This is a genomic window from Stutzerimonas nosocomialis (assembly GCF_005876855.1).
GTDB lineage: Bacteria > Pseudomonadota > Gammaproteobacteria > Pseudomonadales > Pseudomonadaceae > Stutzerimonas > Stutzerimonas nosocomialis.
Map to the genome: position 1 here is coordinate 34174 of NZ_QLAE01000029.1, position 12307 is coordinate 46480.

General features: G+C 66.1%; 13 protein-coding genes. 5 read left to right on the top strand and 8 right to left on the bottom strand.

Annotated elements, in window-relative coordinates; all coding sequences use genetic code 11:
* The first annotated feature begins 17 nt into the window (after positions 1-17).
* Both DN824_RS16705 and DN824_RS16710 read left to right on the top strand, forming a co-directional pair.
* The gene (locus DN824_RS16705; protein ID WP_138409544.1) at positions 18-911 is read left to right on the top strand and encodes a LysR family transcriptional regulator ArgP; all 894 of its coding nucleotides are present in this window, start codon (positions 18-20) and stop codon (positions 909-911) included.
* A 106-nt stretch (positions 912-1017) separates the two neighbouring features.
* Positions 1018-1914: an ATPase gene (locus DN824_RS16710; RefSeq protein ID WP_138409545.1), complete on the top strand. Its 897-nt coding sequence runs from the start codon at positions 1018-1020 to the stop codon at positions 1912-1914.
* Positions 1915-2045: 131 nt separating this feature from the next.
* Here DN824_RS16710 and pncB read toward each other — a convergent pair whose 3' ends face one another.
* From pncB to DN824_RS16730, 3 genes are all read right to left on the bottom strand, one after another.
* Complete coding sequence (pncB, locus tag DN824_RS16715; protein WP_138409546.1) at positions 2046-3245, bottom strand: nicotinate phosphoribosyltransferase; 1200 nt, start codon at positions 3243-3245, stop codon at positions 2046-2048.
* Positions 3246-3594: 349 nt separating this feature from the next.
* Positions 3595-3765: a con-10 family general stress protein gene (locus DN824_RS16725; protein ID WP_003290130.1), complete on the bottom strand. Its 171-nt coding sequence runs from the start codon at positions 3763-3765 to the stop codon at positions 3595-3597.
* 57 nt (positions 3766-3822) lie between these two features.
* On the bottom strand, positions 3823-3993 hold the full coding sequence (locus DN824_RS16730) for a con-10 family general stress protein (RefSeq protein WP_138409548.1): 171 nt from the start codon (positions 3991-3993) through the stop codon (positions 3823-3825).
* Between the two features lie 340 nt (positions 3994-4333).
* Between DN824_RS16730 and DN824_RS16735 the strand changes: the two genes are divergently transcribed.
* Positions 4334-4558 carry a DUF2188 domain-containing protein gene (locus DN824_RS16735; RefSeq protein WP_138409549.1) on the top strand — a complete coding sequence of 75 codons (225 nt, stop codon included), beginning with the start codon at positions 4334-4336 and terminating at the stop codon, positions 4556-4558.
* Positions 4559-4573: 15 nt separating this feature from the next.
* On the opposite strand, the gene DN824_RS16740 is transcribed toward DN824_RS16735, so the two are convergent.
* The gene (locus tag DN824_RS16740; protein WP_138409550.1) at positions 4574-5839 is read right to left on the bottom strand and encodes a glycerate kinase type-2 family protein; all 1266 of its coding nucleotides are present in this window, start codon (positions 5837-5839) and stop codon (positions 4574-4576) included.
* A 248-nt stretch (positions 5840-6087) separates the two neighbouring features.
* Between DN824_RS16740 and DN824_RS16745 the strand changes: the two genes are divergently transcribed.
* Complete coding sequence (locus tag DN824_RS16745; protein WP_138409551.1) at positions 6088-7962, top strand: type IV pilus assembly protein FimV; 1875 nt, start codon at positions 6088-6090, stop codon at positions 7960-7962.
* A 29-nt stretch (positions 7963-7991) separates the two neighbouring features.
* Here DN824_RS16745 and DN824_RS16750 read toward each other — a convergent pair whose 3' ends face one another.
* Positions 7992-8642, bottom strand: a complete 651-nt coding sequence (locus DN824_RS16750) for a TetR/AcrR family transcriptional regulator (protein ID WP_138409552.1) — start codon at positions 8640-8642, stop codon at positions 7992-7994.
* A 200-nt stretch (positions 8643-8842) separates the two neighbouring features.
* Between DN824_RS16750 and DN824_RS16755 the strand changes: the two genes are divergently transcribed.
* Positions 8843-9295: a PA2169 family four-helix-bundle protein gene (locus tag DN824_RS16755; RefSeq protein WP_138409553.1), complete on the top strand. Its 453-nt coding sequence runs from the start codon at positions 8843-8845 to the stop codon at positions 9293-9295.
* Between the two features lie 102 nt (positions 9296-9397).
* Here DN824_RS16755 and DN824_RS16760 read toward each other — a convergent pair whose 3' ends face one another.
* The 3 genes from DN824_RS16760 to alc all read right to left on the bottom strand — a co-directional run bounded on the left by DN824_RS16760 (position 9398) and on the right by alc (position 12272).
* Complete coding sequence (locus DN824_RS16760) at positions 9398-10630, bottom strand: urate hydroxylase PuuD (protein ID WP_138409554.1); 1233 nt, start codon at positions 10628-10630, stop codon at positions 9398-9400.
* 50 nt (positions 10631-10680) lie between these two features.
* Positions 10681-11196, bottom strand: a complete 516-nt coding sequence (locus DN824_RS16765; RefSeq protein WP_138409555.1) for an ureidoglycolate lyase — start codon at positions 11194-11196, stop codon at positions 10681-10683.
* An 80-nt stretch (positions 11197-11276) separates the two neighbouring features.
* Positions 11277-12272: an allantoicase gene (gene alc / locus DN824_RS16770; protein WP_138409556.1), complete on the bottom strand. Its 996-nt coding sequence runs from the start codon at positions 12270-12272 to the stop codon at positions 11277-11279.
* Positions 12273-12307 lie beyond the last annotated feature (35 nt).

Here is a 12307-nt window from a genome sequence, read left to right on the forward strand (position 1 = left end):
CTGCATAAGGAAAACAGATGTTCGACTACAAGCTGCTGACCGCCCTGGCCGCCGTGGTCGAGCAGGCCGGATTCGAGCGCGCGGCCGCAGCGCTGGGGCTGTCGCAATCGGCCGTCTCGCAGCGCATCAAGATGCTCGAGGCGCGCGTGGGTCAGCCGGTCCTGCTGCGTTCGGCGCCACCCCAGCCCACCGAGCTGGGGCGTCGGCTGCTCAACCATGTGCAGCAGGTGCGGCTGCTCGAGCGCGATCTGCAGGGCCAGGTCCCGGCGCTCGATGAAAGCCGTCTGCCGGAGCGCCTGCGCATCGCGCTCAACGCCGACAGCCTGGCGACTTGGTGGGCCGCTGCGGTGGCGCCGTTCTGCGCCCGTCACCGGGTGGTGATCGACCATGTGGTGGTCGACCAGGCCGTGGGGCTGAAGCGGATGCGTGCCGGCGAAGTCGCCGCCTGTGTCTGTGCCGCCGAGCCGGCGCTGGCCGGCGCGCGCAGCCAGTTCCTCGGCGCGATGCGCTATCGCGCCCTGGCCAGTCCGGCGTTCCTGGCACGGCATTTCGACGGCGCACCGACGGCCGATGTCGTCACCCGCGCGCCGGCGATCGTGTTCGGACCCGACGACCAGCTGCAGCATCGCTACCTGGCGGCGCTGGGCATCACCGATGGCTTCATCCACCACCTGTGTCCCTCGTCCGAAGGCTTCGTGCGGCTGCTGGAAAGTGGCCTGGGCTGGGGCCTGGTGCCCGAGTATCAGGTGCGCGGCGAGCTGGCCCGGGGCGAGCTGGTCGACGTGCTGCCGGGCAGGTACATCGACGTTCCGCTCTATTGGCACTACTGGCGCAACGGCGGTGAGCTGATGGCCGAACTGACGCGCCAGCTGCTCGGCGCGGCGGGCACCTGGCTGGTCGCGGACAGCTAGCCCGGGCGCCCTTGCGGACCTTCGCCGGTGTGCGCCGGTAGCGCTGAAGGCCGGCATGCAACGCGTTATACTGCCGTCATTTTTTCGCCCGCCTCGATGGTGCCCAATGCGTAACGATTTCGATGATGATCTGGATAACATCCCCAGCCTTCGAGCTGATCGCGATCGCGACACGCCCTATCCGGAGCCTGAGCTGGAGCCGGTGGGCAAGCGTCGCTACGAGCGCAGGGACGACGTCCGCGCGCCCCGGCAGAAGCGCAAGTCCGCCGCCACCGGCGCGCTCTGGGCGATGGTGCTGGCCCTGCTGATCGCCCTCGGCGGGCTCGGCTGGTGGAGCTTCCAGCAGATATCCATGCTGGAGATGCAGCTGGTCGCGACCCAGGACAGCTTCGCCCGCATCAGCGAAGACGCCAACGGCCGGCTCCGGGACATTTCCGGCAAGGTGGTCGCGACCGAGTCGAACGTTACCAGCGAGAGCGAGGCGGTGAAGCTGCGTATCAAGCAGCTCGAGCAGCAGGTCGCGACGCTGAGCCAGCAGCAACAGGCGTTCAGCACCGAGCAGAAGAGCGTGACCGGTCTGCAGAGCGGGCAGACCAAGCGTGCCGAGGAGTTGAATGCGCGCCTCGAACAGCTTTCCGGCGAACTGAAGAACCAGCAGGGCGCCCTCGCCAAGCTGGGCGAAGAACTCAAGGCGGTGAGCAGCGAGCAGGCCGGGTTCAAGTCCGCGCTGGCCGGGCAGAGCAAGCTGGAGGCGAGCATCGAAGGCCTGAACAAGCAGGTGGCGGCGCTCAAGCAGCAGGGCGGTCAGCAGGCCAGCCAGACCCAGGCGATCAGCCGGCTGGAGCAGGACCTGCTGGTGCTGCGCAGCGAGCTCGACAACCGTCCCGCGCCCAGCAGCACCAACACCAGCGAGTTCGACGCCTTCCGCGCGCAGATGACCCGTAGCATCAACACGCTGCAGAGCCAGATCGCCAACCTTCAGGGCCAGATCGACGCCCGTTGAGCCCGACCCGGCGCGACGCTGTCGTGCCGGGCCATTGCGCGGCCGGGGCCGCAGCTGCCGCCGCGGTCACTACCGGAGCGGCATCATTCCGATTCAGGGGAGGGCGAGGCGGCTGATCCGCTCGCCTCGGCTCAGGCCTGCGGCACGTTGAAGACGTGGCGCAGGTAGCTGAGGAAGGCTTCGTCGCGGCACATGCTCTTGCCGGGGGAGTCGGAAATCTTCGCCACCGGATAGCCGTTGCAGCCGATCATCTTGATCACGATGTTGGTGGGCTCCACGCCGGGCAGGTCGCAGGTGAGCTGTGTGCCGATGCCGTAGCTGGTCTTGATGCGTCCGTTCAGGGTGCGGTAGATGGACAGCGCGCGCTGGAAGTCGAGCCCGTCGGAGAACACCAGGCTGCGGGTCATCGGGTCGATGTCCAGCCGCTGGTAGTGGGCGATGGCCTTGTTGGCCCACTCGATCGGGTCGCCGGAGTCATGGCGCAGGCCGTCGAAGAGCTTGGCGAAGTACAGATCGAAATCGGCCAGGAAGGCATCCATGGTGATGCAGTCGGTCAGCGCCGTCCCCAGCGCACCGCGGTATTCCTTGACCCAGCATTCCAGGGCGGCGCGCTGGCTGTCGATCAGTCGCGGGCCGAGCTGCTGGTGCGCCATGATCCATTCATGGGCCATGGTGCCCATGGGCTTGATATCCAGAATCCTGGCCAGGTGGACGTTGCTGGTGCCGACGAAGCGGCCCGGGAACCGTTCCTTCATGGTCCGCACGATGCTTTCCTGCACCGCATAGGAAAAGCGCCGCCTCGTACCGAAGTCGGCCACCTTGAAGCCGCGCAGTTCTTCCTCGCTGGCCTCCTGGCGCAGCCAGTCGAATTTTTCCAACAGCCGATCGCGGGCCTGGTCGACGGTGGCGTGCGGGTAGCAGGCGCGGTTGCGCACCTCGCTGACGATCGCCAGCAGGGGCACCTCGAACAGGATGATGTGCAGCCAGGGGCCGCGAAGGCGGATCACCAGTTCGCCGGCCTCGCTCTCGACCTCCACGTAATTCATGTTGAAACGGAACAGCCGCAGGAAGCGGATGAAGTCCGGTTTCATGAAGGGAATGCTTTCGAGGAAGGTCTGCTCGGCGTCGTTGAGCCGCAAATCGGCCAGGGCGCGGACCTGCGCGCGAATCGCTTCCAGATGAGGGGTGAGGTCTTCTCGGGTGCGGCTGCGAAAGGCCCACTCCACCTCGGCGTCGGGGTAGTGGTGCAGGATGGCCTGCATCATCGTCAGCTTGTAGAAGTCGGTATCGAGCAGGCTCTGGATGATGCGGTCGTCGGGAAGGGACGTCATGCTGGCTCCTTGTCATGGAGGGCATGCCTCACGCGCCGCCGATGCCCTCGATTATCTTGCCCGTTCCGCCACAGTTTGCACAGTCGCGGTCCGCTACCCGACCGGTTCCCGCGCAGCGTGGGCAGATGTTCTCCCCGGTACCGGAAGTTCCGGGCTCGGCTTGATCGCCAGGATTGAGAGGGGTGCTGGATAGTGTTCGAAGATGCATGAGAAAGTGCCGCTTCGGAGATAAGGTTATAGCGTGTCGGTTATACGTTATCTTTGGTTGATAGTGCTTCTTTTTATATAACGAGCTTTAAATGAAAATAAGGCAGAGGGCCATGGCCCTCTGCCTTATTATTTCTGGCGATTAGCTGCTGCGGCCACCGCCATGGCTGTTCTGGCCGCCCTTGCGACCGGCTTCGGAGGCCTTCTCGCGGTCATTGGCAAAGTTGCCACCGCTGTTGTGGCCGCCTTTGCGACCGGCTTCGGACGCTTTTTCGCGATCGTTCGCAAAGTTGCCGGGGTTGTTGTTCGCCATGTCATTTCTCCTCTTGGATAGGGACGTTGGGATCAGGGTTGCGAGTACGCCTTCGGCTTAGCTGTTACGGCCGCCGCCGTGGCTGTTCTGGCCGCCTTTCTTGCCGGCTTCGGAGGCCTTCTCGCGGTCGTTCGCGAAGTTGCCGCCGCTGTTGCTGCCGCCTTTCTTGCCGGCTTCGGACGCTTTCTCGCGATCGTTTGCAAAGTTGCCAGGGTTGTTGTTTGCCATTTTCTTTATCTCCTCGGTGGATAGAGAAACTAAAGGGGCTGATACAACTTGCTCCAGCCTTCACGAATTCAGAGGGGCTTGGGTGCAACAGAGTTCACAACCCGTTTCAACGCCGGACGAATGGTTTTCCTTATGCGTCGTAGTGTTATGGCTTAATGAAATTACAAGCGAAACGGTAGTTATTCGGTAACTATCAAAGTGCTATTTCAAGCGAAGCGGTAAATGCCTGTTTAGTTACCTTTATATATGAATGATGGCGCTGCGCACCGGCGGTCTGCGGCGACGAACCGCGTGCCTCGCCATCGCTCTAACGAGGCGTACCCCACACAGGAGAGCCGCCATGCAGCACTACGAGGTCATCAGCCGGGACAGCGATCGCTGGGTCTTGCGCGAGGAGGGCGATGCACGCGCCCTGATCGAAGCGTCCAGTCGCGACGACATCCTGGCCGAGACGCGCGACTACATGAAGCTGCGGACCGCGGTGGTCAAGGTCTACGAGAACGGCCAGGTCGTCGAAGAGCACCACTACCCCCAGGAGCAGAATCCGCGCCAGACCGGGGGATAAGGCGCCCGTTCCGGTTCACCGGGGCAGGACGATGATCGCGCGAAAGTCGTTGACGTTGGTGCGCGTCGGCCCGGTGACCACCAGCGCGTCGAGGCGGGCGAAGTAGCCATAGCCATTGTTGTTGGCCAGTTCGGCGGCGGCATCGAGCCCTAGTGCCTGGCCCTGCGCATGGGTTTGTGGCGTCATGATGGCGCCGGCATTGTCTTCCGAACCGTCGATCCCGTCCGTATCGCCGGCCAGCGCATAAACGCCGTCCAGGCCCGCCAGGTTCTCGGTCAGGCTGAGCAGGAATTCGGCGTTGCGCCCGCCGCGCCCATCGCCGCGAACGGTCACGGTGGTCTCGCCGCCGGACAGGATCACGCAGGGCGCCGCCAACGGTTGCCCGTGCAGCACGATCTGCCGGGCGATGCCGGCGTGGACCTTGGCGACTTCCCGCGATTCGCCCTCAAGGTCTCCGAGTATCAGGGGCGTCAGCCCCGCCTGGCGGGCGAGGGCGGCTGCGGCCTCCAGCGACTGCTGGGGCGTCGCGATCAGCTGGAAGTGGCTTCGCGACAGGTACGGATCGCCCGGCTTGAGCGTCTCCGAACGTCGGTCCTCGAGCCAGGCGCGCACGTTCGGCGGCACCTCGATGGCGTAGCGGGCGAGGATGGCCAGGGCATCGGCGGAGGTCGTCGGGTCCGCGACCGTCGGGCCGGAGGCGATCACCGTGGGCTCGTCGCCCGGTACGTCGGAGATCGCATAGGTATACAGGCTGGCCGGCCAGCAGGCCCGGGCCAGGCGGCCGCCCTTGATGGCCGACAGGTGCTTTCGCACGCAGTTCATCTCGTCGATGGCGGCGCCGCTGCGCAGCAGGGCCTTGTTGATCGCCTGCTTGTCGGCCAGCGTGATGCCTTCGGCCGGCAGGGCCAGCAGCGATGAGCCGCCCCCTGACAGCAGGAAGATCACCTTGTCGGTGTCCTTCAGGCCGCTGACCAGTTCGAGCACGCGGCGGGCGACCCGCTCGCCGGCATCGTCCGGGACCGGGTGCGAGGCCTCGACCACTTCGATCCGGCTGCACGGCGCGCCGTGTCCGTAGCGGGTGACCACCAGCCCGTGGAGCTCACCTTCCCAGCATGCTTCGATGGCCTGTGCCATGGCGGCGGCGGCCTTGCCGGCGCCGATGACGATGGCGCGGCCGCTGCGATCGGCGGGCAGGTGGGGAGCCAGGGTGGTTCGCGGGTGGGCGGCCTCGATGGCGGCGTCGAAGAGTTCGCGAAGCAGGCGGTGCGGGTCGAGGGTCATGGAGGCTCCGAGTCATTGTTATGGCCGCAGGGCGACGGGTGGTGTCCAGCGTTCTGCGATTGTTGCCGATATTAAGAGCGAATGGGCGATGCGATCAGTGGTGGCGATGCGCCAGTCGAAAAGTGGTAAAATGTGAACTGCGTCTCGTCAGGTCCACCGCTGGCGTTGCGTTCGAATCACCGGAATGTCCGCAGTTGTCGATGCCTGGTCCTCAGGTGGCGCCATGACGGCATTGGAGAAAGCTTGATATGGCGCGCTCGATCTCTTCCCTCATCTGTCTGCTGGCCGCACTCGGCGTTCCGTCCGCGGCCTCCGCCCTGGGCATGGGTGAGATCAGGTTGCACTCGGCGCTGCATCAGCCGCTCGAGGCCGAGATCGAGTTGCTCGACGTCCAGGGGCTGGACGCTTCCGACCTCAAGGTGAAGCTGGCCGCGCCGAGCGTGTTCGCCCGTTCGGGTGTCGACTACCCGCAGCACCTGATGGATCTGCGTTTCGCCACCCGGCTGAGTGGCCGCGACGGCAGCATCCGGGTCACCACCTCGGCTCCGGTTCGCGAGCCCTATCTGAACTTCATCGTCGAACTGGTCCGCCCGAACGGGACGCTGCTGCGCGAATATACCGTGCTGCTCGATCCGGTCGAAACCATGGCGGCCTGGGCGCCGCCGACCCAGCCGGTGGCGTCCGTTCGCCCGCCGGCTGAAACGCCACCCGTGGCGCGCGAGCCCGCTGCGCCGGTGTCCCAGGCTGCCCCGGTGGTGCCTGCGGCGTTGCGCGGCCAGCGCTACCAGGTGCAGCCCGGCGACAGCCTCTGGCTCATCGCCCGGCGTCTGGACGTCGGGGGCGGCGCGGCGAGCACCGAGCGCCTGGTTCGCGATATCCATGCGCTCAATCCGCAGGCCTTCGCCGCGGGCGACCAGTCTCGCCTGCTGTCGGGTACCAGCCTGCTGCTGCCCGATCGGATCGAGCTTGGCGAGTCGACGATGGCGGCCGAGCGCTCCGCGCAGCCGGCCGTCACGCAAGCCGTCGACACGACGCCGGCTGCCGATGATCGGATCGAGCAGCTGTGGGCCGAGCAGCGCGAGCTCGACGAGCAGGTGGCGATCGAGCAGGGCGTGCGCGATGACCTGCGTGAGCAGATCCAGGCGTTCCAGACGCGCCTCGATGAGCTGATGAGCCAGGTCGAGGAGCGGGACAGGCAACTGATCCAGCTGACCCAGCAGCTGGTCGAGGCCCGCCGGGCGGCCGCGCCGCCGGTCGTACAGCCCGCTGCGCCAGTGGTCGTGACACCGCCGGCGGCTGCCGATGATCTCCTGGCCGACTGGCGACTCTGGGGCGTGGCTGCCGTCCTGCTGCTGGCGCTGGGCGGTCTGTTCTGGCGTCTGCGCCGCTCGGACGAACCGGAGCCCGAGTCGTTTTCCGCGCCGGCCGGCGCCTGGCCGGCGACGCAGGCCGATGCCCTCGATGAGTCGAGCGAGGTCGACCGGTTCGACGCGCCCGTGGTCCCGCCCGAACAGCCGGTTCCGGCGGCCGAAGCCGTTGCCGCCGCGTCGGAGCCGGTCGCGTCCAGGGCGCTCACGGCCGGCAGCGACGCGCTGGATGCGGCTTGTCTGTACATGGCCTACGGGCGCTACAAGCAGGCCCGCCACACGCTGGAGGCCGCGTTGGCGAACGAGCCGAACCGCAGCGCGATGCGCCTGAAGTTGCTGGAAGTGCTGAGCGAACTGGGTGACGGCCCGGCCTTTGCCCAGGAACTGGCGCGGGCACGCGAGCTGGGGATCGGCGAGGCGCAGCTGCAGGTGATTCCGGCTCCGGTCAGCCTGCCGGCGCTGGACGCGGTGCTCGAGCCGCCGAAGCAGGACAAGGCCGAAGAGACCGAGTACATCGGCCTGGACCTGGACAGCTTTTCGCTGGATGCCGACTGGGACCTGATCAGCCCGTTCAGGCCCTCGGCAGGGAAGCGCAAGGCGGCGGACGAGCCGGTGGAGGAACTCGACTTCAGCTCCAACCTGCGTGAGCTGCCCGAGGTGCTGGAGCTCGACGAGATGACGGAATTCTTCAGTGAAACCGCTCCGGACGAGGCTGACGCCCCGCCGCAGGATGCTCCGGTCGCGCGCCGCGCGTAAGCGCCGGTAGTGACTCGGTCGGGCGTATCTCAGCCAGCCGCACCTCCGCCGGCCACACCTCCGCCGGCCGCACCCTCCTGCACCTCGCAGCCTTTGATCACCATGCGGATGAGGGTGTCGGCCGCCGCTTCGTAGTCGGCGTCGTCCAGCGAGGCCTTGCCGGTGACGCTGGAGATCTGCCAGTCGAAATCGGCATAGGTCTGGGTCGCCGCCCAGATGCTGAAGAGCAGGTGACTGGGGTCGACCTTGGCCATCAGCCCCTCGTCGATCCAGCCCTGAATCCGCGCAATGTTATGGCTCGCCTGGGCGTTCAGCTGCGCGACCCGCTCGGGCGACAGGTGGGGCGCGCCGTGCATGATTTCGTTGGCGAATACCTTGGAAGCACAGGCGTGCTCGCGGGAGATGCGGATCTTGGTGCGGATGTAGGCGCGTAGCACCTCGGCGGGGCGGCCCGGCTGGTTGAACGGGCTGGAGGCCTGCAGCAGCGGCTCGATGATGCTTTCCAGCACCTCGCGGTAGAGCCGCTCCTTCGACTTGAAGTAGTAGTAGACGTTGGGCTTGGGCAGTCCGGCGCGCTGGGCGATGTCGCTGGTCTTGGTCGCGGCGAAGCCCTTTTCCGCGAACTCTTCACTGGCCGCGCGCAGGATCAGTTCCCGGTTGCGTTCGCGAATGCTGCTCATTGGGCGAAGTCCCTGCCTCGGCTGCCGGATCGAAGCGGCATGCTAGCACCGGCCTCTCGGGCCTCTCAAGTGAGCCAAAACGGTGCGCCAGAGAGGCGCATGCCGTCCGGTTCTCTGAACGAAGACGGCCCCGGGCAGTCGACTTAACTGGCAGGCCGCAAACATGGCGGCCGTTAGGTTCGATACCCGAGGAGGAAAAGATGGATACCAAAGATACGATCTCTGTACTCAACGACCTGATCGAAACCAGCAAAGACGGTGAGAAGGGCTTTCGCGAGTGCGCCGAAGACCTGAAGAGCCCGCAGCTCAAGACCACCATGCTCCAGCGCGCCCAGGACTGCGCCAGTGCGGCGGCCGAGCTTCAGCAGCTGGTCCGTTCGCTCGGCGGCGACCCGGAAACCAGCACCAGCATGAGTGGCGACATGCACCGTCGCTGGGTGGACCTGAAGTCCATGCTCACCGGCAAGGACGACGAGGCGATTCTCAACGAGTGCGAGCGTGGCGAAGACGTGGCGCTCAAGAGCTATCGCAAGGCGCTGGAAAAGGACCTGCCGGCCGACGTACGCGCCGTGGTGGAAAAACAGCTGCAGGGCGTGCAGCGCAACCACGATCAGGTCAAGGCGCTGCGTGACGCGGCGCGCGCCGCCAGCTGATCGCGACGGCACGCAAAAAAAACGCCGGCCCTGGGGCCGGCGTTTTTCGTTCCAGGAACGCTTCGGCAAGCGGCCCCCGTGTGTCGACGCCCAACGCGCCCGTCAGTCGATGGGCGCGCCCTGGTCGATCCAGGCGCCGAGCAGGTCGCGTTCCTCCTGGGTCATCTGGGTGATGTTGCCGAGCGGCATGATCTGGCTCGCGACGGACTGGGCGTGGATCTTGGCGGCCTGCTGGCGCATCTGCTCGGGGGTATCGAGCATCACCCCGCCGGGTGCGGCGCTGAACAGCGGGCTGGTCGGATTCGCCGAATGGCAGACGGTGCAGCGCTCATGGATGACCTCGCTCACCTGGGCAAAACCTTGCGCGCCGGGACGGGCGCCCGCTTGGTGCTCGATGCTCTGCCGCTCGGGCGTGGTCGTCGGCAGGTTGGGTGCGCTCTGGCGGTTGGGCGCGCTGACGAAGGCCAGGCTGATCATCCCCACCGCCGCCACCGGCAACGCCCAGGCGAACCGCTGGCTGTTGTGGCGGGTGTTGAAGTAGTGCCGGACCAGCACGGCGAGGACCGAGATCGCCGCCAGGATCAGCCAGTTGTAGCGGCTACCGTAGGTGCTCGGGAAATGGTTGCTGATCATGATGAACAGCACCGGCAGGGTGAAATAGTTGTTGTGGCGCGAGCGCAGCAGCCCCTTGGCGGGCAGCGTCGGATCGGGTTCGCGCTTTTCCTCGATGGCGCGCACCAGCGCACGCTGGGCCGGCATGATGATGCGAAACACGTTGCCGACCATGATGGTGCCGATCAGCGCGCCGACGTGAATGTAGGCCGCGCGCCCGCTGAACAGCTGCGAATAGCCCCAGGCGGCCGCGACGATCAGGCCGAACAGCACGAGCCCGAGCAGGCCGGGGCGCTTGCCCAGCGGCGAGTCGCAGAGCAGGTCGTAAACGAACCAGCCGGCGATCAGGGAGGCGAAGCCGATTGCCACGGCCATCGCCGGGCTCAGGTCGCTGCCCGGCGCGACGAGGTAGAGCGCCGGGTTGAGGTAGTAGACGACGGTCAGCAGGGCCACGCCCGAGAGCCAGGTCGAATAGGCTTCCCATTTGAACCAGTGCAGGGTTTCCGGCATTCGCTCGGGGGCGAGCTTGTACTTTTCCAGGTGATAGATGCCGCCGCCGTGGATCGCCCACAGGTCGCCGGAGAGCCCGTCCCGGGGGGTGGCCCGGTTGAGGTTGTTTTCCAGCCAGACGAAATAGAACGAGGCGCCGATCCAGGCGATACCGACGATCATGTGTATCCAGCGGATCGTCAGGTTCAGCCATTCGGTGAGATGTGCTTCCACGGTTGCTTACCCTTTGCTGCGGCCGCCGCCGCGTGATTCGTGCGACCCGCTCAGTGCGCGCCCTGGTGTTGCGGGTCGAGCCGCATCAGCTGGTCGTCGTCGAAGAAGTGCTCGTCGCAGTTGTTGCCCGCGCCGCTGCGATCGACCACCAGAAAGTCGTCTTCCGGCGCCAGCGCCAGTATCGGGTGGTGCCAGACGCCGAGGTGGTAGTTCACTCCCTGGCTGCCATCGGCGAGGAAGGCGCGTACCTGGTCGGGCTGCGGCAGGTCGCCGGCGGGCGCCACCACCACCAGGAACGGCCTGCCGTGCAGCGGCACGAACGCCTGGCTGCCCAGCGGGTGGCGTTCGAGCATGCGCACCGTCAGCGGCATGGGCAGCGCCTGGGCGCGGAAGATGCTGATGATCGCCCGGTCCTCGGGCCGTGCCGTCTGCACGCTGGCCAGTTGGTGATAACGGCGGGTCGAGCCGTTGTTGATCATGAAGTAGTCGCTGCCGGCGGTTTCGATCACATCGCCGAAAGGGGCGAAGGCGTCCTTGGTCAACGGCTCTATCTGAAGTGTGCGCATGCGGGTGGGGCTCGTTGCAGGATGGGAGGGCAGGCCGCGGAATGGGGCCGTGCCCATCCGCAGCTTGCTGGACGAAGGCCTTACTTAGCCAGCCTGCCGAACAGGCGCAGGCGGCTGACGCCACCGTCGGGGAAGATGTTCAGCCGTACGTGGGTGATCGGGCCGAGGGGTTTGATCTGCTCGGCGAACGCGTGCTCCTGGTGCATCTCGAGCTTCTGGCTCGGTAGCAGCTCGCGCCAGAACAGGCTCTGGGTTTCGATCTGGCTGTCGGTGCCGCCCTTCACATAGGCCGCCTGGATCGAGCAGCTGTCCGGGTAGTTGCCCTTGAAGTGCAGGGTGTCGACGACGATCTTCTCGATTTCGCCCGGGTGCCCGAGGGCGATGATCACCCAGTCGTTGCCCGGTGTGCGGCGGCGTGCGGTTTCCCAGCCGTCGCCCATGTTCACGCCGCGGCCGGGGGTGAGCAGGTTGCTGATGCTGCCGTAGTGCTCGTCGGAACAGGCCAGCGCCCGCCCGCCGTTGAGGGCCGAGGCGAGGTCCAGTGGCTCGCCGGCATCGACCGCCGACCAGTCGCGGTAGGGAATGCCGTACACGCGCAGCCGCGCGATACCGCCGTCCGGGTAGATGTTGAAGCGCAGGTGGGTGTAGGGCTGGCCATCGTCGATGGCGTGGTAGTGATGGCTGTTGCCCTGCAGCTCGACGGCGGGAAGCACCTCGGTCCACTGGGTCTGCTCGTCCGGATCGCCATCCTTGACGAAGCAGGCTTCGAGCGAGGCGGACGGCGGGTAGTTTCCGGTGAAGAAACTGGTGTCGATGTCCACGCCCTTGATCGAGCCCGGGACGCCCAGGCGGATGACCGCATGGTCGTAGCCTTCGAAGCGCTTGCGCCGTGATTCCCAGCCGTCCATCCACTTGCCGTTGTCGTCGAACACGCCTTCCTTCCACACCGGCGCGGTGGGCTGCAGCATGCGGTCGACCGCGGCGAACCAGTCATCGGTGACATGGATGGCCTTGGTACCCAGCCGGGCATCGGCCAGGTTGACGTATTTTTCGAAGGGTGCGGCGTAGGTTTTCATCGGTATCTGCCTTGAAGGGGTGAAGGACCGGTGCA